This window comes from Thalassospira xiamenensis M-5 = DSM 17429, assembly GCF_000300235.2.
Taxonomy (GTDB): domain Bacteria; phylum Pseudomonadota; class Alphaproteobacteria; order Rhodospirillales; family Thalassospiraceae; genus Thalassospira; species Thalassospira xiamenensis.
Window position 1 is genome coordinate 19,197 of sequence record NZ_CP004388.1, and the last position, 20,148, is coordinate 39,344.

General features: G+C 50.2%; 17 protein-coding genes. 11 read left to right on the forward strand and 6 right to left on the reverse strand.

From position 1 onward, the window contains the following. Positions 1-48 precede the first annotated feature (48 nt). The 7 genes from TH3_RS00085 (at position 49) to TH3_RS00115 (ending at position 8,912) form a co-directional block, all read left to right on the forward strand. Positions 49-1,386 (forward strand): flippase, encoded by a 1,338-nt coding sequence (locus TH3_RS00085; protein WP_167710542.1) that lies wholly within the window; start codon positions 49-51, stop codon positions 1,384-1,386. Next, positions 1,370-2,020, forward strand: a complete 651-nt coding sequence (locus tag TH3_RS00090; RefSeq protein ID WP_007088316.1) for an O-methyltransferase — start codon at positions 1,370-1,372, stop codon at positions 2,018-2,020. Before TH3_RS00085 ends, TH3_RS00090 begins: the two co-directional genes overlap by 17 nt. A gap of 10 nt (positions 2,021-2,030) precedes the next feature. Further along, positions 2,031-2,768 (forward strand): FkbM family methyltransferase, encoded by a 738-nt coding sequence (locus TH3_RS00095; RefSeq protein ID WP_202965952.1) that lies wholly within the window; start codon positions 2,031-2,033, stop codon positions 2,766-2,768. Beyond that, positions 2,765-3,673, forward strand: a complete 909-nt coding sequence (locus tag TH3_RS00100) for a glycosyltransferase (RefSeq protein WP_007088314.1) — start codon at positions 2,765-2,767, stop codon at positions 3,671-3,673. Before TH3_RS00095 ends, TH3_RS00100 begins: the two co-directional genes overlap by 4 nt. Continuing rightward, positions 3,670-4,494 carry a methyltransferase, TIGR04325 family gene (locus TH3_RS00105; RefSeq protein WP_007088313.1) on the forward strand — a complete coding sequence of 275 codons (825 nt, stop codon included), beginning with the start codon at positions 3,670-3,672 and terminating at the stop codon, positions 4,492-4,494. The genes TH3_RS00100 and TH3_RS00105 overlap by 4 nt, the downstream gene beginning before the upstream one ends. Before the next feature lie 293 nt (positions 4,495-4,787). Next, a complete protein-coding gene (locus TH3_RS00110) occupies positions 4,788-6,707 on the forward strand; it encodes a transglycosylase domain-containing protein (RefSeq protein WP_007088312.1) in 1,920 nt (639 codons plus the stop codon). 183 nt (positions 6,708-6,890) lie between these two features. Continuing rightward, positions 6,891-8,912, forward strand: coding sequence for a transglycosylase domain-containing protein (locus tag TH3_RS00115; RefSeq protein WP_007088311.1), 2,022 nt, complete (start codon positions 6,891-6,893; stop codon positions 8,910-8,912). A 275-nt stretch (positions 8,913-9,187) separates the two neighbouring features. Here the strand turns inward: TH3_RS00115 and argE are convergent, their stop codons facing one another. Genes argE through TH3_RS00135 form a run of 4 tightly spaced genes read right to left on the reverse strand, consistent with a single transcriptional unit; the run spans position 9,188 to position 13,470 of the window. Then, complete coding sequence (gene argE / locus TH3_RS00120; RefSeq protein WP_230729507.1) at positions 9,188-10,351, reverse strand: acetylornithine deacetylase; 1,164 nt, start codon at positions 10,349-10,351, stop codon at positions 9,188-9,190. A gap of 44 nt (positions 10,352-10,395) precedes the next feature. Beyond that, positions 10,396-11,895 carry a tripartite tricarboxylate transporter permease gene (locus TH3_RS00125; protein ID WP_007088309.1) on the reverse strand — a complete coding sequence of 500 codons (1,500 nt, stop codon included), beginning with the start codon at positions 11,893-11,895 and terminating at the stop codon, positions 10,396-10,398. Positions 11,896-11,912: 17 nt separating this feature from the next. After that, positions 11,913-12,443, reverse strand: coding sequence for a tripartite tricarboxylate transporter TctB family protein (locus TH3_RS00130; protein ID WP_007088308.1), 531 nt, complete (start codon positions 12,441-12,443; stop codon positions 11,913-11,915). A 37-nt stretch (positions 12,444-12,480) separates the two neighbouring features. Further along, positions 12,481-13,470, reverse strand: a complete 990-nt coding sequence (locus TH3_RS00135) for a Bug family tripartite tricarboxylate transporter substrate binding protein (protein WP_007088307.1) — start codon at positions 13,468-13,470, stop codon at positions 12,481-12,483. A 151-nt stretch (positions 13,471-13,621) separates the two neighbouring features. Here TH3_RS00135 and TH3_RS00140 point away from each other — a divergent pair, with 151 nt between their 5' ends. Then, positions 13,622-14,527 (forward strand): LysR family transcriptional regulator, encoded by a 906-nt coding sequence (locus TH3_RS00140; protein ID WP_007088306.1) that lies wholly within the window; start codon positions 13,622-13,624, stop codon positions 14,525-14,527. A 1-nt stretch (position 14,528) separates the two neighbouring features. Here the strand turns inward: TH3_RS00140 and TH3_RS00145 are convergent, their stop codons facing one another. Together TH3_RS00145 and TH3_RS00150 are read right to left on the reverse strand one after the other, a co-directional pair. After that, positions 14,529-15,161, reverse strand: coding sequence for a LysE family translocator (locus TH3_RS00145; RefSeq protein ID WP_007088305.1), 633 nt, complete (start codon positions 15,159-15,161; stop codon positions 14,529-14,531). Between the two features lie 22 nt (positions 15,162-15,183). Next, positions 15,184-15,900, reverse strand: a complete 717-nt coding sequence (locus TH3_RS00150; RefSeq protein ID WP_007088304.1) for a M48 family metallopeptidase — start codon at positions 15,898-15,900, stop codon at positions 15,184-15,186. A gap of 220 nt (positions 15,901-16,120) precedes the next feature. Between TH3_RS00150 and TH3_RS00155 the strand changes: the two genes are divergently transcribed. From TH3_RS00155 to TH3_RS00165, 3 genes are all read left to right on the forward strand, one after another. Continuing rightward, positions 16,121-17,341 (forward strand): argininosuccinate synthase, encoded by a 1,221-nt coding sequence (locus tag TH3_RS00155; protein ID WP_007088303.1) that lies wholly within the window; start codon positions 16,121-16,123, stop codon positions 17,339-17,341. A gap of 82 nt (positions 17,342-17,423) precedes the next feature. Continuing rightward, positions 17,424-18,170 carry a tRNA pseudouridine(38-40) synthase TruA gene (truA, locus tag TH3_RS00160; RefSeq protein WP_007088302.1) on the forward strand — a complete coding sequence of 249 codons (747 nt, stop codon included), beginning with the start codon at positions 17,424-17,426 and terminating at the stop codon, positions 18,168-18,170. Between the two features lie 256 nt (positions 18,171-18,426). Beyond that, the gene (locus TH3_RS00165; RefSeq protein ID WP_007088301.1) at positions 18,427-20,130 is read left to right on the forward strand and encodes a methyl-accepting chemotaxis protein; all 1,704 of its coding nucleotides are present in this window, start codon (positions 18,427-18,429) and stop codon (positions 20,128-20,130) included. The last annotated feature ends 18 nt before the right edge of the window (positions 20,131-20,148 follow it).

The window sequence follows — 20,148 nt, forward strand, 5'->3', positions numbered from 1 at the left end:
ATTTATACCTTTGGTGCTCGAGTGAATAAATCATAAATGGGTGGTTTCATGAAATCATTTTCGGTTTTGAAAAAAACCGGATTATATTCCTTTATGTCAAATACAAGCTGGATTGTGTTTGAGAGTATTATAAGGGCAATTGTTGGATTAACTGTAGGTGTTTTTATTGCCAGATATTTGGGGCCGGAAAATTTAGGAAAGCTTAGTTATTCAAGTGCAATTGTTGGGATGTTCGGTGTTTTAGCTGGACTAGGAATGGACAGCAATATTGTACGCGATTTAGTCAAAGAAAAAGACAGGGTCGGTGAGAAAATTGGAACAACTTTCTTTTTGAAGTTATCTGGTTCATTGATTGCTGTGGTGTGTTGCATATCATCTGTTTTTATTCTCAGGTCTAATGATGTAACGGTAGTAAGTATTACAATTATTTTAGCGATGAGTATGTTCTTTTTGCCATTTGATGTTGTGAGCTTATATTTTCAATCTATCGTTAAATCAAAGTATACTGTATTGGCCAAATCATTTTCTTGTGTTCTATCTGCTATCCTGCGAATAATTCTTATTTTTAACGATGCTCCTCTAATATCCTTTGCGTGGGTTGGTCTGGCAGAAGCAATGTTGTCTGCGGTAGCGCTTACGTATTTTTTCCTGTTAAAGAGAAATCAAGTCGGTTTCAGCTGGACATACAAGTTTGAAACAGCGAAGAAAATACTGGCAGAGGGGTGGCCGCTGTTACTGTCTACTGCCGGCGCTGCTCTTTATATGAGGGCGGACCTTGTTATGCTCGGGCAATTAAGTTCTAACCACTCTGTAGGTATTTATACTGCAATGCTCCGCATTTCAGAGATTTGGTATTTTCTGCCGGCAGCATTTATTTCCTCCCTACAGCCTTTCTTGGTTCGGGCACGTGAGATAAGTCGAGATCTTTACATTTTTCGATTGCGTGTTTTGTATGAGTTTATGATTTTACTAAGTGTTTCTGTCTCAATTTTCATTTCTCTCTTTTCAGATTATTTAGTCCAGATAGTTTATGGCCATCAATATCAAGAGGCTGCCTTGGTGTTAAGAACCCACACTTGGGCGACAATTGCTGTCTTTTTAGGTGTTGCAAGCAGTCAGTATCTTGTTATTGAGAATTTACAAAAGATATCTTTTTATAGAACAGCTATTGGATTGCTAGCAAATCTTGTTATGAATGCTTTATTTATACCAATATGGGGTGCTTTTGGGGCGGCGTTTGCGACTGTGATATCTTTCTATATTGCTACATTTTCTTTGATACTTTTTGAATCGTCTCGAGGTCAATGTTTCATAATCATTCGATCCATTCTGCCTCTTAATATTATTAATTTCATAAGGGGAGCGAAAAATGATGCAAATTTTTAAAGAAATAATAAATAATTTTTGGGGAAGAACGAAGCTCTACTCTTTGTTTTCTCTTCGGAACAAGGGGTACTTGCTTGAAATGGGCTGGTTCGAAAGTCGCAAGAAAGGTATGCCGATCAATGCGGAGGGAAACCCAATTCCATGGATTACCTACCCTTGTTTGAAATTTCTGGAAGATAGGCTACCTAGCGGTATTTCCGTATTTGAATACGGCACAGGTGGCTCAACATTATGGTGGGCTGATCGCGCTGAGAAAGTTGTGACATGTGAACACGATTCAGTTTGGTATGACAGACTTTCCGCATCTTTACCCGCGAATGTAAAATCCAACCTGGTAGCTTTGGAATATGGAGGAGACTATTGTAAAAAAGTATTGGAATATGTTGATTGTTTTGATGTCATATTCATAGATGGCCGAGATCGTGTGAATTGCGTTAAAAACTCTTTATCTGCTTTGTCAAGAGATGGTGTTCTTATACTGGATAACAGCGATGTTTCCGAATATGAGGAGGCGTTGACTTTTCTTGCGGAAAAAGGATTTAAAAGAATAGACTTTCCTGGCCCTGGGCCAATTAATATTCATCCATGGAGAACAAGTATTTTTTACAATAATGATAATGTTCTTGGGTTGTAGGAGGTCGGCTGTGAGATTTTTTTTGAATTCTTTGAGGTGGCTCCTTGGGAAAAGGCTTTATCTTATTGCGCGTATACTTGATCCGAATGCAAGGATTTTTTATTCTCAAGAGGGTGAAGACGCTATCCTAGCTCGACTTTTTAGTGCGCAAAAGAATGGGTTTTATGTCGATGTTGGAGCCCATCATCCCAGAAGATTTTCGAACACGTTTCATTTTTATCAATCCGGTTGGACGGGCATTAATATAGAACCAAATCCATCAGCAGAAGCTGTTTTTAAGAAGCAAAGACCAAGGGATATAAATCTATGCGTTGGTGTTTCGAACTGTCCTGAAAAACTTGTATATTATGAATTTAATGATCCTGCGCTTAATACATTTGACTCAGATTTGGCTCAGTCTAGAGATGAAACCGTCGCTTACACAATACTGACGACACGAGAAGTAAATGTTGAAAGGATAGATTCGATTCTGGAGAGGTCTTTACCTTTTGGCGTCGATATTGACTTTATGTCAATAGATGTCGAAGGATTGGATCTCAAGGTCTTGATGTCTAATGACTGGGTTAAATATCGACCAAAATGTGTTTTAGTTGAGTGTCTGCTTCACGAATTTAGTTTGGAATATATTCAAAACAGTGACGTCTATTCATTTTTGGTGTCAAAGGGGTATGTTTTTTTCGCTAAGACTTATAACTCTTTTCTTTTTATCGAAAAGAAATTTGCAGAATCAAAGGTGCTAACTAATTGAACTGTCCGGTAGCCTTATTCGCCTATCGTCGCATCCAACATTTGCGGTTGGTTGTGAAAAGCTTGCAGGAGAATACTCTTGCGGGTGAAACAGATTTATTTATTTTCTGTGATGGTGCTAAAAGTGCCGACGATGTTGATGCTGTAACAGAAGTCCGGTCGTTCTGCCGACGGGTTTCAGGCTTTCGCAGAGTTACCGTAATAGAGCGAGATCATAATTTGGGTTTGTCGGCCTCTATTGTAGAAGGCGTAAGTCAATTATGTAACGAGTACGGCTTTGTCGCCGTCGTAGAGGACGATGTAGTAGTTTCGCGACATTTTCTGAGCTGGGTTAACGCAGCACTTAAAAAGTACGAACACGATACGAGAGTCTTCAGTGTTGGATGCTACGTATTTCCAACAGACAGAAATTTGGAAAATAGCTTCTTTCTGTCTCTTCCGGATTGTTGGGGATGGGCTGTTTGGGGTCGAAGCTGGAAATTCTATCAGGCTGACGGTGCTAGTTTGCTTAGAGAATTGAAAGCAAGAAATTTACAAAGAAAATTCGATTTTGACGGCGCCTTTCCCTACACAGATATGCTGAAAAAGCAAATCGAAGGTCAGAATGATTCTTGGGCTATTCGTTGGTCCGCATCAGTTCTTCTGGCGGGGGGGCTGACTGTATATCCCGGAAAATCTATGACCCAAAATATAGGTTTTGATGGCACTGGAACACATTGCGGCGAAAATGATATTTATGATCAGTCGCTGTCCGAAACTTGCCCGGATTTACAGGATATTCCTGTTGTAGAATCTGACGAAGCTCGGGAGGCCTGGCGTGATTTTCTCTTGAAGTTAAAGCGGGAAAACATAAGAGATAAAGTGCTTCGCCGAGTTATAAAAAAAATAAAGAGATTATTGAAATGAGTTTTTTGAAAAAAATTTTGCGAAACTGGATGCCTCCAATATTCGTTAAAGCTTACTCGTACTATTTCAATCGTGGAATAGTATTTCGTGGGAATTTTGAAAATTGGGAAGCTGCACAGGAAGCCACTAAAGGTTACGACGCAACAGAGATACTTGATAGAGTTAGATGGGCTGCTAGGCAGGTTGTTGACGGATGCGCTAAGTCGGAGAGAGATGGCGTCATTTTTGATGCAATACCCTATCCTTTTCCCCTTATCGCGACATTGCTTCGTGCGGCGGTTGAGAATGGCAACCGTTTAAAGGTATTGGATTACGGAGGGGCCCTTGGCAGTTCTTATTACCAGTGTCGAGATTTTCTTGAAGGCTTAAAAGATATTGAATGGGTTGTTGTTGAGCAGAAAAATTTTGTCAAAATCGGTAAAGAAGAATTCGAAAATGACCAACTTAAGTTTGCTCAGAGCTTGGCTGAATTAGGGTCAAATTTTACTCCGAATGTAGCGCTGATATCAGGTACTTTACAGTATCTAAGTAACCCTGGTGATTTATTAAAATCTATGGTTGCTCTTAAGGTTCCATATATTGTCGTTGACCGGACACCAATATTGGCGAATGGTAATACCATTATTTCAAGCCAGATTGTGCCAGAATCAATAAATAAATCTGAATATCCAATCTGGCTTTTTTCAGAGCAGGACATAAAGAAAAATATTGATAATGATTATGAACAAATAGCGTCTTTTGACGCGCTGGATGGTGCTATTGGTTTCGGAAATCTTTTGTCGAATTTTAAAGGGTACATTTTCAAGAAAAAAAATATTTGAATAATGTTCAGAAACTATTTAGTTTTATTTTAAATAGTGAGATTTATTTATTTTTTTATGCGGATGGTGATCATTTTCCGTCTGACATGCTTATCTTAAGATATCCTGCGCCAAGTATTGAAGAATTTAAGCTATGGGGTGCAGGTAGCATCTAGGCTCATATATTTAAACTGGTTCTATTGATCCCCCCAATTTCGGACCTCTCAATTCATATTGAGAGAAGTACTTTCTTAATAGCTTATCGGTTTACTGTACATTGGCATAGTAAACCTGTGGGAAAAGCGGAACCGGGCGTGGCAGAAGAAGAACGGGACGAACCGCAACGCGGTGGTGCAAATGCCGCGCAGGCGGCAATGCAGGAAATTACAGAACGTGAACTGCGTATCATCAGGATACGACGCAGGCGGCGAAGTATGTTTATCGTTGTCCTATCTACGTTCTTAACATTTTCCGCAGCATTGGCGACGATGTTACTAATCCAATCAAATCTCGATTTCAGTCGAAATATGATTAGGAGTCCTGAAGTTCGTGTAATGGGTTTTGACGGGGCCACGCTTGAGATTGTAAGGGGAAGATACAGTCAGGATGTCTCGCTAACGACAATTCCAGAAAGAATACAAAACGTATTTGTCGCTGCGTCTGATCCTGATTTCTACGGCCATCTGGGCGTGACTGTTAGTGATTTCATCCGGATTTTCAAAAGTAATGACGTTCCCGGATCAACCATAACAATGAAGGTGGCCCGAAGCTTCTTCAAAGTTCCGGAAGCCAGTGCCGGCCGCCATTTGCAGGAACTTCTTGTCGCTTTATGGCTTGAGCTGAAATTTAACAAGAAGACCATACTGCGGAGTTACCTTGAACGTACTTATATGGGGCGCGGTATTTTTGGGATTACTGCGGCATCACGCATCTGGTACGGCAGTCCAGCAGAGCGGATAACATTGCATCAGGCTGCAGTTTTGGCTGCAGCGATGAATGACCCTATCAAGTTCGATCCACTATACCATCCCAGTGATGCTGCGAATGCAGCCAATGAAATTCTCCTGAATATGGGGCGTTACAAGTATATCGAGCTTGATCGTGTTTCAGCCCTCACTTTGTTAAAGCCAAATCTGGACGTCCAGTACGAGGATGGAGTGGTATCAAGCTACGTCGTCGATATGGTCATGAACGAAGTCGCTGAGCGTATTGGCTATACCAGTCGTGATATCGAAGTTACTACCAGCATTGATTTGTCAGTTCAAAGACAAGCACAGAAGGTTGTGCGCGAAGTTGCCAATTTGCGATTGAAGCCAAACGGAGTTAATCAGGCGGCATTGATTTCAATAAGTCCAGATGGCCGCGTTCGCGCGATTGTCGGAGGGGTAACATACAGCCCATTCCATCCCAACCGTGCGTGGGATGTAAAACATTTTCCAGGTCGAATGATCAAAATTATCCCTTACTATTACGCCCTGAACGAGAATAGTGATCCGGCGCAGTGGGTGAGGGACAATCGCATGGCGGCAGGAGGGTGGCGCCCGGTCAATCCTGATCATGAATATCGCGGTCAGATTTCTCTACGCGAAGCATTTGTGCGTGATGTGAACACTGTTCCGGTAAATTTGGCGGATCAGTTTGGTCTTTTGAATGTTCGCGACTATGCTCGGGAAATCGGTATCAAGAGCCCATTGTCAAACGACATACGAACAGTTGTCGGGCTCGATCCTGTGACACTCGCCGATATTGCTTCTATCCATGCTTTACCCCAGAATTCTGGTCAACCGGTACAATTAAGCTTGGTGAACAAGGTGATGTTTGCGGCCACAAATGAAGTGGTTTACCAACGTATTCAACAAGCAGCACCGTCACGTTTGACAGACGCTGCCATTCAGGGGGCATATACCCTGTTTTCCAGCGTCACGGATCCCCAGCTTCGTCTAGACCGACCGTTTGCGGGATATGGCACAGCCGAAACCGGTGCATCGGATGCATGGTATACTGGTTTTACGTCCGACCTGATTACGGTTGTCTGGGCGGGGAATGACGATAATAGCCGAATTCCGCAAATCCGCGGCGATGTAGAGCTTGCGTCTCTTTGGCGGTTATTTATGCTGGATGCACATGATGGTTTACCAATTCGTTCGATGATTCGAGCCGCATCACAACGACGCCGTGAAAGTGATGGCGTAGCAGATATGTGGAAAAACGATTTATCGAATGAAAAGCAGTAAGATCGTCGAATGAGCAGGGGATTGGGGTCTCCTGCCGATGTTGGGGCACAACCTGTAAATTTCAGTCGAAATGGCTGAGTGGAGCGGTTTGGCACCTGTCGTCCGCAAATCTGGCAGATATGTTGACAGATCGGGCGTTCACGGGCACAAACCGGCGTCCCTATTTGATATCAAAGGTGCTTCGTGGCCCAAAGACCATTCAAACGACAGCAGACCGTGCGCAAGGGGGCAACGACGCCGCGTAAACGCAACAAGAAGCGTGCTAGTGGCGGCAGCAGCACAAGCAGCAAGAAAAACGGGTCGGGCATTTTAAGCAAAATCGGCGGGATGATCCCGGGGCCCGAGGCGATTGCACGTTTTATTGTTATTATGGGGATTTGGGCGCTGGTTATTGCTGGCGGAGTGGTTGCTTATTACGGTTACGGACTGCCTGAAAAGGTAAGCTTCGAGGTTGCCAGCGAACGTAAGCCTTCCATCCGCGTGGTCAGCGTTGATGGCGTGGTACTCGGTTCTTACGGTGATCGTTATGGTAGCCCGGTAGAGGTCGGAGATCTGCCGGACCATGTCGGACAGGCGTTTGTTTCCATCGAAGATCGCCGGTTTTACGATCACTTTGGTATCGATATTCTGGGGATTCTGCGTGCCAGCTGGGTCAATCTGATGTCAGGGCGTATCGCCGAGGGCGGCAGCACGATCACCCAGCAACTTGCAAAGAATCTGTTCCTGTCACCGGAACGCAATTTCGGGCGTAAAATCGAAGAAGTCCTGCTGGCGCTTTGGCTGGAATTCAAATTTTCCAAGCAACAGATTCTGTCGCTTTATCTGAACCGTATTTATTTCGGATCGGGGATGTATGGCATTGATGCCGCGTCCCGGCACTATTTCGGAACCGACCCTCGGCGCCTTAATCTTTACGAAGCGGCAGTTCTGGCTGGATTGCCAAAGGCACCAAGTCGTTACAACCCGCTGGTTGATCCCGAAGATTCGGCAAAACGTGCCAATATTGTTCTCGATGCTATGGCATCAAACGGCGTGATTACTGGCGCGCGTGCCGAGCGCGCCAAACAGCGGACTGTCCGTACCACTCGACAGGGAAAAAGCGGGCCCGGTGTCCGGTATTTTACCGATTGGGTGCTGGATCGTGTCCGTGATTACATCGGTTACGTTGATCAGGATCTGACGATCAACACCACACTGGATTCCCGTCTTCAGGAAATTGCCGAACTCAATCTTGAACGTGCTTTGGCAAGCCCCGTTGCGCAGCAAAAGCATGTAGGGCAGGCATCCCTTCTGGCGATGACCCCGGATGGGGCCGTTCGCGCAATGGTTGGTGGGCGTAACTATTTCGAAAGCCAGTATAACCGTGTGACACAGGCACGGCGCCAGCCCGGTTCCGTGTTCAAACTGTTTGTGTATCTGGCAGCCTTGGATAAGGGGATCGGGTCGAACGACTGGATGCGCGACATGGCAATATCCGTTAACGGATGGGAACCGCGAAACTTTGATCGCAAACACCATGGCACCATGTCGATCCGCGATGCGGTGGCAACATCGAATAATTCAATCGCGGTTCAGGTCGCCATGGAAGTCGGGTTGGATAATGTGATCAAAAAGGCTCACGATATGGGTGTTTCTGCCGAACTCGGGCGGGAACCCAGTCTGGCACTGGGCACCAGCGAGGTTTCGATGCTTGAGCTGACCGGTGCCTATGCCATCGTCGCCAATGGCGGATTTTCGGTGTTTCCGCATGCGATCCGTAAAATTGTCGGTCAGGGCGGCGAAGTTCTATATGAACGCAATGACGAATTCCCTGTCCGTCTGATGAACCCGCTGCACGCGGGGGAAATGAACAATATGCTGTCATCTGTCGTTGCCAAGGGCACAGGACGCAATGCGATCATTGATCGCCCTGCTGCGGGCAAGACGGGCACAACATCTGATTCCCGTGATGCGTGGTTCATTGGCTATACCGCTGAACTGGTTGCTGGGGTCTGGATGGGGAATGATAACGGCAGTCCGATGGATGATGTGTCCGGCGGGGACCTTCCAGCCAAGCTTTGGCATGATTTCATGCTGCATGCTCATCAGAACCTGCCGGTTCGCTCGCTTGGCAAGGCCGCGCTTGCGCGGTCGCAAAAGGTGGGCGAAGACGGCAGTTGGCGTGACTTTACTTCTGGCTTTACAACCGGCAACAAAAAGCAATAACCGGCTTTGACACAAGTACCGCAAAGGTACTTAAGGTGCGGTGCGGATACATCGGCCCTTTTCGTTTCGGCCAAGAAAAAATGGCCGGTATCCGTTACGGAAAACCGGCCATCAAGTTTGCAGTTTGCATGGCTTCATCGGGGGAGTCCGACGAAGCCGAGGGAGGTCTCACCTGTCGAATATCGCGATGTGATCAAGGGTCAGGGGTGCAATCTTCCCCTTGCATCGCAAGGACATCCGCATGCACCGTTCAGGGCGGTACATCGGCGAGAGCATCAGGCCGCTACAGCCTGATCACTGAGCTTCTCGAGGAATTCGAGACATTCCTCGATCTGCGAAATTTCGATGAATTCATTGGCCTTATGGGCCTGTTTGATACTGCCTGGACCGCAGATGATCGACGGGATATTGCCCTGCTTTTCGAAAATCCCGCCTTCGGAACCATAGGAAACCTTGCCCGAAACTTCCGGGACGATGTTGCGAACCAGCTCGAACGCTTCTGCATCCGTGCAATCACCCATTCCGGGATAGGAAAAGATTTCTTCCCATTCAAATCCGGTTTCGGCTTCTTTGGCTTTCATTTCCGCATCGAGGGTTTCAAGGATTTTCTCTTTGATCCCGTCAAGGACGGCCTTGGCGTCGTGTTCCGGCAGATGGCGAATTTCGAACGTGAATTCACAGAAATCCGGTGTGACATTGGTCGCTGTTCCACCGCCAATGGTGGTGGTCAGCATGGTGCTATGCGGCACCGTGAAGTCATTGTCGAAGGGGCCGTTTTCTTCAAATTCACGTGCCAGATCGGAAATCATCGTAATGGCGCGTGCCGCATATTCGATGGCGTTGACATGGCGGGGGGCAAAGGATGAATGCCCGGCTGTTCCGGTGACGGCAACCCGCATCGAAAATTTGCCCTTCTGACCATTGATGACTTTCATCTCGGTCGGTTCGCCAATCACGGCAAGGCGTGGCGGAGTTTTAAGGTTTGCCAGATGATCGACCATCGAACCCACGCCAAGGCAACCGACTTCCTCGTCATAAGACAGGCAAAGATGGAACGGGATCGCCAGATCGCGTTTGACCAGTTCCGGAACCATTGCCAGCGCACAGGCCGAAAAACCTTTCATGTCGGCAGAACCGCGACCAAACAGTTTGCCGTCGCGTTCGGTCAGTTCAAATGCCGGGCTGATCCAGCTTTTTTCAAGGGCGGGAACCACGTCTGTATGCCCCGAAAGCGCGATGCCAGGGACATCCTTCGGACCGATGGTTGCCAGAAGGTTTGCCTTCTCGCCGGTTTCGTCATGGAACAGTGTGCTTTCGATGCCATATTGCGCAAGATAGTCACGGACAAAATGGATCAGACCGAGATTCGAGTTCTTGCTGGTGGTGTCGAACGCCACAAGTTTGCCAAGCAGATCAATGGCATTATGCAGGCGGGACATGTTTGGTTTGCTCATTTTATTATCGCTTCTCGTTTCTCGGAATATTAGGCCGACTGCGCCGTATTGCTGGACTTCTCGCGCCATTTCTGCCATTCACGGCGAATGGTCAGGGCGATGAACAGGACGGTCAGGGCAAAGAACGCCCATGAAATCCACGAATGGAAGAATACGCCCAGATCGCCGCGCGAAATTGCCAGCGACCGGCGCATATTGTCTTCGAACATCGGCCCCAGAATGAAGGCAATCAGGAACGGTGCTGCCGGAATGTTCAGGATCATCATGACGAAGCCGACAATCCCCATGACCAGAAGGACGCTGACATCAAACGGGCTGGCACCGATCGAATAGATGCCAAACACGCACAGAACCAGAATGCAGGGCAAAAGCAGCGTCTGGGGAATGCGTGAAATTTTCGCAAAGGCACCTGCCGTCAGTTTGCCGGCAACAAACAGGAACACCGAACTGAACAGGATGCCGATAAACAGCGAATAGACTTCACCGATATTGTTCTGGAACAGCAGCGGACCCGGCGTCAGGCCATGGATCATAAATGCGCCCAGCATTACACCCGTAATGACGTCACCCGGAACACCGAGTGCGAGAAGCGGGATCATGGTCGCCCCGCAGCAGCCATTGTTGGCAGACTCGGATGCCGCAACGCCTTCCAGCTCGCCTTCGCCGAATTTATCGCCGTTTTTCGATGTCCGACGGGCTTCGCTATAGGAAAAGAAAGCGGCAGTTGACGGCCCGATGCCCGGAATGGCGCCGAGTATCACACCGATAACACTGCCCCGCAGGATCGATTTCACGCTGCCGCGGAATTCGGCCATGGTCAGGCGGTTATCGCCAAGCTTCATGGCCGCATTGTTGTCCTCGGGCCGGAAGACGATCATCTTGATCAGTTCCGGCAAGGCAAACAGGCCGATCAGCACCGGTACAACACCAAGACCCGATTTCATGTCCTCGGTTACGGCAAAGCGGAACGAACCATAAATATCCTCGCCCACGGTTGCCAGAAGCAAACCGATACAGGCGGAAATGATGCCAAGAACAAGTGACCGACCTGAAATGCTGGCAACGATGGTCAGTGAAAAGGCCATCAGCATGAAATATTCCGGCGGTCCGACCCGAAGTGCAAACATCGCAAGCGGCATCGCCAGGAAGAACAGCGAGATATTCGAAATAAAGTCGCCAATGCAGCTTGAAACCAGCGCCATATTAAGCGCCTTGCCACCTTTTCCCTGCTGGGCAAGGGGATAACCATCAAGAACGGTACAGGCCGCAGACGCGGTACCCGGCGTTTTGATCAGGATCGCCGAAATCGATCCGCCATAGGTCGACCCTTTGTAAAGGGCAACCAGAAGCAGAATGCTGGTGACCGGCGGCAAATAGAAGGTAAACGGCAGGGCAAGGGTCACGGCCATCGTACCGGTCATGCCCGGTATGGCACCGATGATCACACCACCCCAGATCCCGGCCGCCATGGCAATGAAGTTGGGCAGCGTTGCGACGGCTTCAAAGGCGTAAAGCAGTTCATTCCACATGAAGGGGCGCTTTCAAATCAGATCAGGGTCACGAAATCGGCCGCTAATGCCGAAAACAGATGGCCTTCGGGGAAAGGCGTGTGGGTGACTTCGGTGAAAACAAGATAAAGCAGGATCGGAAAAACGATGGTCAGTCCGATCATCCAGATTTTGCGGCTGTAATTGCCGGTCATCAGGAAAAGATAGGCCAGAAGCAGAATGGTCGCGGGGACAAAACCGATTTCCGGCATCGCATAGGCGAATGCGGCAAAGCCGATCAGGACTCCGGCAAAACGCACAATCAGTTTACGATTTCGGTGCATTGTTGCGCCAATTGTCATGACACCGTCGTTCGCGGCCGCCCGCATCTTTGGAATGGCAAAAAGAATGGCAAGGATGCCCATAACCAGCCCGACCACGGTAATAACACGTGGCCACATATCAGGTGGCGGGGCAAATCCGGGAATGAAAGACGGAACCTTCACATAGATCGGGATCAGGACGAACAGGACAAAGGCAAAGAATGCCGTTGCGATCAGTCCGGTATAAAAATCGCGATTGGGAGTCATGGTTCCGTCTCACATTCAGAAAATTAAGGGGTGCGGATTACTGAATGTAACCGAATTTCTTGGCCATGCCGTTATAGAGCTCGTACTGGCTCTTGACGAAGGCAGCCGGGTCCTGGTCACCAACGACGGAGACAGAGCCGCGTTTCTTGGCAAGATCAAGCCACTGGTCGTTGGTTGCAACGTTCGAAAGGATGTCTTTCCATTTTGCAACAACGTCTTCCGGCAGATCTTTCGGGGCGAACAATGCGCTCCAGCCGTCAACCTGTCCGGCAAGATTGTAACCAAGTTCCTTGGCAGTTGGAACGTCAGGAAGGGCATCCATGCGTTTCGGAGCGTAAACCATCAGTGCACGCATTTTGCCAGCTTCGATGTGAGGCATCAGCGAACCGGCCGCAATAGCCAGGAAGTCGACGTGACCGCCAAGAAGAGCTGCGGCAAGGGCGCTGCCGCCTTTGTATGGCACGAGGGTGGAAGCAGACAGCGGATCCAGATCGGCATCGGCCAGAAGGGCCTGAACCGTAAAGCCGTCAATCGCGGTGGGGCCGGATGCAGCATAGGTGGTCGCGCCATTGCTTGATTTGATTTTGGCAAGCAGCTCATCAACGGTTTTGATGTCCGAGTTTGCATTGACTGCAAGGATCATCGGGGTTGATTCAAGAATGCCAAGGAAGGTGTAATCATCCCAGGCAACCGGGCTGTCGGTGTAAACGGCCGGGTAAAGCGCCATGCCAACGCGTGACAGCAGCAGGGTGTAACCATCCGGCTTCTGTTCGGTGACGTAACGGGCACCATTCATGCCACCATTGCCGGTTTTGTTCACAACCACGACCGGCTGTTCGTTGGTGTAATTGCGCGCGGTTTCAGCCAGGGCACGACCGGCAAGATCCGATGCGCCACCTGCGCCATAAGGCACGACAAGGGTGATGGCTTTTTCTGGATAGTCAGCGGCCTGTGCGGTCGAAACCAGTGTTGTGGTTGCAAGAACTGCAGCCGCAAAAGTCGCGGCCTTTTTGAGCTGTCGAAACATTTTTCATGTCTCCCTGTTTGGTGGTGGCAGGATTGCCCGAGCTCGTCGTTTTTTGTTTTGTATACATTCCATCGCAAACTATAACTCGTGACGCAAAAAATTAATTTCAGTATAACTAATTTACATACTGAAATGAGTCGCAGGCCAACCAATGAATTTGCGAGAACTTGAAAGCTTCAACGCCTTTATGACCTACGGTTCCGTCACCAAGGCGGCACAGGCAATGAATATCAGTCAGCCTATGGTCAGTCGGTTGTTAAACAGTTTTGAAAAATCTGTCGGGTTTGCGTTGTTCAACCGCAAACGAAACCAGCTTTCGCCAACGACCGAGGCATTGCAGTTTCACACAACGGTTCTGCGGTCGCTTAATTCTCTGCGTGAAATCGAAACACAGGCCCGCGCGATTGCCAACGAGCAGCTTGGCAGCATCCGGATCGCGGCCCAGCCGATCTATGTTGATACCTATCTTCTTGATGTGGTTGCAAAGTTCAAGTGTGCTCACCCCAATGTTGCCGTCAGTATTACCGATACCGGTCTTGAAGGCATGCTGGATATGGTCACGACCCGGCAATGTGATTTGGGAATCGGCATCACGCTTGATCTTCAGGATCCCAATATGGAAGTCATGCCGCTTGCGCAATGTCGTGCGGTGTGCCTGATGCCGCGCAATCACCGGCTGGCCGGATTTGAAACCATTGATATCGATCTTTTGCGCGGTGAAAGCTTTGTCGAACTTTCGATCGGATCGCCGCTTCGCACCAAGATTGATTACATTTTCCAGATCGCAGGCTGGCCGCGCAAGATCGCGGTCGAAGCCCGCACCATCCGAACCATTTCCCGACTGGTTGAACGCAATGTCGGCATCGCGGTGATTGATCCCTTCGCAACCCTTCTGGTGGACGAGGAAAAGGTCGTCGCCCGCCCCCTGACCCCGGCAATCGAATGGGACGTCGCCCTGTTCCGGTCATCGGGGGAACTCAGCGCGGTTGAACGCCGGTTTTTGTCTTTCCTGCGGGCGGAATTGCCTAATCTGCGCAATGCAGGCTGTGTGCTGTAACCTATGCGCGCCGGTCAAAGGCAAGGCGTGCAGCCAGTGCCAGAAATACGCAACCGGTGAAAATCTGAAACGCGCGTGCCAGGCGGGCCGAACGCGATAGGAACTGACCAAGTTTTCCTGCAAAACCGCCCACCAGACAATTGATGATCGTGCCGCCGATATTCAGGATTACGCCAAGGATCAGAAACTGCGCCAGCACCGATCCGCGTCCCGGATCGACGAATTGGGGAATGAAGGCGAGAACGAACACAATGATCTTGGGATTGAGCAGATTGACGACGATCCCGTCGCCCCAGGCTTTCATCGCGGTAGCCGGTGCGGTTTTCGTTGGTTTCAGAACGTCCCCGCGATCCCGGAAGGACTGAATGGCCAGCCATACCAGATAGCCAATCCCCGCCCATCGCAGAATTTCCAGCGCAACCGGATGGGCGGCCACCATGGCAGCCAGTCCCAAGCCGGCAAGAAGCGTATGGATCATGGCCCCCGTCGCAATCCCGAAGCTGGCGGCTAAACCGGCACGCGGCCCGGATTTGATCCCCTGCCCCAGACAAAACAGCATGTCGTTGCCCGGCGTCATGTTCAGCGCCAGCGCCGTCGGGATGAAAATCAGCAGGGTTTCAACAGGGATCAGCATATCGGGACTCCGGGTGGGGCGTTTAGCTGCCTGCGCCATAACGATGCAGGGCTGAACCGTTCTTCTTTAACCAGTGTTGCTGTTTCTTTGATGGGCCATAAAGATCTTCGACGACAGCCCAGAAACGCGCACTATGGTTCAGTTCCTGAAGATGGGCGACTTCGTGGGCAACCACGTAATCCAGCACATCTTCAGGGGCGAGGACGAGTCGCCAGCTAAAGGACAGATTACCGCCGGAGGAGCAACTGCCCCAGCGCGTTCGCGTATCTTTCAGCGAAATGCGATTGACCTTCTTACCGATCCGTTCGGCATAGGCATGCGCACGGGGCGCGATTTCAAGCTTTGCCTGCTTTTTCAGCCAGTCGGAAACCCGGCGATTGGTATGCTCCGGAAGTCCCGAAACCCAGATGACACCTGCTTCGGCCCAAACACCGCGCTTGGCGTCGGGCATCGTGCGGATCGCATGTTCGTTGCCCATGAACGGCACCCAGGCCCCCGGAACGAACTGCACACGTTCGGGCAGGCGGCTCATATGGGCGGTGACCCAGTCGCCATGCTGATACAGCATCGAGATCGCTGTTTTGCGCGATATGCCGTTCGGAACGACGATTTCAACACCGTCAAAGGCCGGATCGATCCGCAATTTGAGTCGCGTCGCACGCGCGCTTGGCCGCAACCGGACCGGCAAGGGGCCGATTTGCGGCAGATCAATTTCGGTTTCTTCGATATTTCGCAGCATTCAGGGTGAATTTTTCCAAAAGCGGGGTGGAATTTTCGTACTTTTTGCGCCTTTTTGGCCGGAAGGGCATCTTGCCCCTTGCCCGGCAGTAGTGTTTTCCTATACTCCGCGCTCAAGGTCTAGGGGACTTTTGCAATGTATGTGTTGCAACCCCGCAAGGGACGTTGGCCTGAATGTGCCGCGCCCCGGTTTACATCGGAAGAAGAAAGGCGTCACTCCAATGAGCGATCAGGTCAAAAAGGTGGTGCTTGCCTATTCAGGCGGGCTTGATACCTCCATCATCCTGAAATGGCTGCGCGAAGAATATAACTGCGAAGTCGTGACTTTCACCGCCGATCTCGGCCAGGGCGAGGAACTGGAACCCGCCCGCAAGAAAGCCGAGATGTTTGGCGTCAAACAGATTTTCATCGAAGATCTGCGCGAAGAATTCGTTCGCGACTATGTCTTCCCGATGTTCCGCGCGAACGCCCTTTATGAAGGTGTGTATCTGCTCGGTACCTCAATCGCGCGTCCGCTGATTGCCAAACGCCAGATTGAAATCGCCGAAGAAGTCGGTGCAGATGCCGTTTCCCACGGTGCCACCGGCAAGGGCAACGATCAGGTCCGTTTCGAGCTCGGCTATTATGCCCTTAAGCCGAATGTAAAAGTCATTGCGCCGTGGCGTGAATGGAAACTGAATTCGCGTACCGCCCTTCTTAACTTTGCCCGCGAACATCAGATTCCGATCTCGGCTGACAAGCTGGGCGGGGATGAGCCCCCATATTCAACCGATGCCAACCTTCTGCACATTTCCTATGAAGGCAAGGCGCTGGAAGATCCGTGGGTCAAGCCGAACGAACAGATGTTCGAACGGACCGTGTCGCCGCAAAACGCACCCGATGCGATCACCACGATTGAAATCGAGTTTGAACAGGGTAATCCGGTTGCCGTGAACGGTGAACGTATGAGCCCGGCGACCCTTCTGACCAAGCTGAACGACGTTGCGGGCAAAAACGGCATCGGTCGTCTTGATCTGGTCGAAAACCGTTATGTCGGCATGAAATCGCGCGGCGTTTACGAAACCCCGGGTGGCACGATCCTGTCGGTGGCGCACCGCGCAATGGAAAGCATTACGCTTGACCGTAATGCCGGTCACCTCAAGGACGAGCTGATGCCGCGTTACGCCGAGATGATCTATAATGGCTACTGGTGGTCGCCGGAACGTCAGGCCCTGCAGCGCCTGATCGACGAAACCCAGAAAACCGTCAACGGTGTTGTTCGTCTTGACCTTTACAAAGGCAACGTCACGGTTACCGGCCGCAAGTCGCCGAACTCGATCTACTCCGAAGAGCATGTCACCTTCGAAGCTGATACCGTTTACAACCAACGCGACGCAGAAGGCTTCATCAAGCTGAACGCTCTTCGCCTGCGTCTTGGTTTTGACCGCGACGGCGTGAAGTAAGTTTCACCGTTGTGATCCATTACGAAACGAGGGGTGATCATCATCCCTCGTTTTTGTTTTGAAGCTTGGTTATAAGCACCCAATGCAGCGCTATAAATGTACCGTCGAATATAATGGGCGTCCCTATCACGGGTGGCAGTTCCAGGAAGAGGTGATCTCGGTCCAGCAGGTTTTTGAAACCGCGCTGGAAAAGTTCATCGGTCAATTTGTGCGCGTATATGTATCTGGCCGTACCGATGCCGGGGTACATGCCTTTGGCCAAGTCGTGCATTTTGACCTGCCGCGCACCTATCCGGCGGATGCCGTGATGAATGCAATCAATCATCACCTCAAACCTGACCCGGTTGCCGTGATTGACTGCGTTGAAGTCGGTGAAGACTTTCACGCCCGGTTTTCATCCAAGAAACGGTACTACATGTATCGCATCGTCAATCGGCGTGCGCCGCTGACGATTGATGCCGGGCTTGCCTGGGGTATTTTCAAGCCGCTTGATATTGATGCGATGAACGAAGCTGCGGCCTATCTTATCGGCACGCATGACTTCACAACCTTCCGCGCAAGCGAATGCCAGGCCAAAAGCCCGATCAAAACACTGGAAAAGCTTGTCGTGACGCGCAGCGAGCATGACCCGCTTGATATTCGTGTGCATACCGAAAGCCGGTCATTCCTGCATCATCAGGTCCGTAATATGGTCGGTACTCTTGTTCTGGTCGGCAAGGGCAACTGGAAGCCGATTGACGTCAAAACAGCACTGGAAGCTTGCGATCGTAAGGCAGGCGGCCCGACCGCTCCGGCTGACGGGCTTTATTTCGTGAAGGTCGATTACTGAGCATTACGAATCTGCCGAAATTTGGCTTTCTGGTCGTTTTGATCATTTTTTGCACAAATGTTCAGTTGTTTTGATATTCTGTTATTGAACTGACAGTTAAAGAACACCAGATTCCAATAGGATAAATGCGATTTTTAAATCGCTATGTTGTTCAGGTCCGATCCATCCTGACTATCGGTCAGGATTATGGGTTGTGGGAGTTTTTTTGCGTTGGTGTCTTGGGGGCCAGTGCAATGGGGTCAGGGGACGATAGATCATGTCCAGAAGTATTGTTTTCAAAGTTGCGTTGGCCGCTTTGATCATTTTGATCAGCGGTATTTTCCTGCTTGGTGTTGTGATCATGCAGCGCATTGATCAGCAGGTCAGTGATACCAGTCTGCAATCGCAAAAGCTCAACCTGCGTGTTGCCGCTCTTTTGTTGCAGGATGCCTATCCGGATTTGAAAGTTACCATCGGCGCCGATGGTGAAACGACCAAACTGGTTATGCCGGAAATTCCCGATCTTTCATCGCATAGCCTGATCGACCGTATCGGAACCGCCACAGGCCAGACGGCAACCGTGTTTTCCTGGGTGCCTGCCGAAAAGGACTTTGTTCGCGTTTCGACCAATATCATCAAGCCGGATGGCCAGCGGGCCGTTGGTACGATGCTGGGGAATGGCAGTGCTGCCTATGGCCCTACCACCTCGGGAACAACATTCCGTGGCGAGGCGGTCATTCTTGGCACCGCCTATATCACCCAATATACGCCGATCTTTAATCCGGGCGGTGATGTGATCGGCATTCTTTATGTCGGTATTGCCAAGGCCGAAGTTGCCGAAGTTGCAACTGCTATCGAGCTTCGTATCGCGATTGCCGGTATTGTCGTTGCCCTGATCGCCGGGGTGTTGCTGGTGGTTCTGTTGCGCTGGCAGCTTGGGCCGCTTCATGTTCTGGGCAATACCATTGCCCGTTTTGTCGACCGCGATTTTTCCGGCGATGTTGCCTATACGATGCGCAAGGATGAAATCGGCGTGATCGCCGATGGTCTTGTCCGCTGGAAGGAAACAGCAGGCCAGATCAAGGAAGCCGAAGAAGCACGCATCACAGCCGAAAAACGTAACGAGGATGAACGCGTTCAGCAACGCAACCGTCTTGCGAAGCAACTTGAGGAATCGGTCGGTCAGATCGTTTCGTCGGTGCGTCAGGCGACCGAGGGCATGATGCGTTCAACCCGCCAGATGCGTGAATCAGCGGATCATTCGGTCCGTCAAAGCAGCCATGTCAGCGAAGCCGCCAATGAGTCGGCCCGCAGTGTCCAGACGGTTGCCGCCGCGACCGAGGAACTTTCGGCATCAATTACCGGCATCGGAAGCCAGGTTGACGAATCGACATCAATTGCGGAGACCGCCGTTACCGAAGCATCGCGGGCCAACGAAATGGTTAGCGGCCTTGCCGAAGCCGCCGAGCGGATTGGCGAAGTCGTCAGTCTGATTAACGATATCGCGGCACAGACCAACCTTCTGGCACTAAACGCCACCATCGAGGCCGCCCGCGCCGGCGAGGCGGGCAAAGGCTTTGCTGTTGTTGCGCAGGAAGTCAAAAACCTTGCCAATCAGACGGCAAAGGCAACCGACGAAATTGCCCAACAGATTGGCGCGATCCAAAGTGAAACCAAACTGACGGTCGAGGCCATTGAAAAAGTGACCCAGACCATCGCGACCATCAACGATATCACCAATGGCATTTCGTCGTCAGTGTCCGAACAGAATGCTGCTGTTGGTGAAATTGCCAATAGCGCCTCGACCGCATCGCGTGGTTCAAGCGAGGTCGTCAGCAATATCGAGGAAATCCATCAGGCCGCCAGCAGCAGCGGTGCTGCCGCAAACGAGCTTGATACAAATGTCGGTGCCTTGTCAGGGCAGATCGAAACCCTGCACAGAACCGTATCCGACTTCCTCAAACAGCTGCGTGCCGGCTAATCTGCCTTTGGGCTTCGG

Coding starts and splice junctions, on each gene's coding strand:
- TH3_RS00085 (WP_167710542.1), top strand. CDS start 49: ATGAAATCATTTTCGGTTTTGAAAAAAACCGGATTATATTCCTTTATG.
- TH3_RS00090 (WP_007088316.1), top strand. CDS start 1,370: ATGATGCAAATTTTTAAAGAAATAATAAATAATTTTTGGGGAAGAACG.
- TH3_RS00105 (WP_007088313.1), top strand. CDS start 3,670: ATGAGTTTTTTGAAAAAAATTTTGCGAAACTGGATGCCTCCAATATTC.
- argE (WP_230729507.1), bottom strand. CDS start 10,351: ATGTCCCGCCTGCATAATGCCATTGATCTGCTTGGCAAACTTGTGGCG.
- TH3_RS00125 (WP_007088309.1), bottom strand. CDS start 11,895: ATGTGGAATGAACTGCTTTACGCCTTTGAAGCCGTCGCAACGCTGCCC.
- TH3_RS00130 (WP_007088308.1), bottom strand. CDS start 12,443: ATGACTCCCAATCGCGATTTTTATACCGGACTGATCGCAACGGCATTC.
- TH3_RS00135 (WP_007088307.1), bottom strand. CDS start 13,470: ATGTTTCGACAGCTCAAAAAGGCCGCGACTTTTGCGGCTGCAGTTCTT.
- TH3_RS00140 (WP_007088306.1), top strand. CDS start 13,622: ATGAATTTGCGAGAACTTGAAAGCTTCAACGCCTTTATGACCTACGGT.
- TH3_RS00145 (WP_007088305.1), bottom strand. CDS start 15,161: ATGCTGATCCCTGTTGAAACCCTGCTGATTTTCATCCCGACGGCGCTG.
- TH3_RS00150 (WP_007088304.1), bottom strand. CDS start 15,900: ATGCTGCGAAATATCGAAGAAACCGAAATTGATCTGCCGCAAATCGGC.
- TH3_RS00155 (WP_007088303.1), top strand. CDS start 16,121: ATGAGCGATCAGGTCAAAAAGGTGGTGCTTGCCTATTCAGGCGGGCTT.
- truA (WP_007088302.1), top strand. CDS start 17,424: ATGCAGCGCTATAAATGTACCGTCGAATATAATGGGCGTCCCTATCAC.
- TH3_RS00165 (WP_007088301.1), top strand. CDS start 18,427: ATGTCCAGAAGTATTGTTTTCAAAGTTGCGTTGGCCGCTTTGATCATT.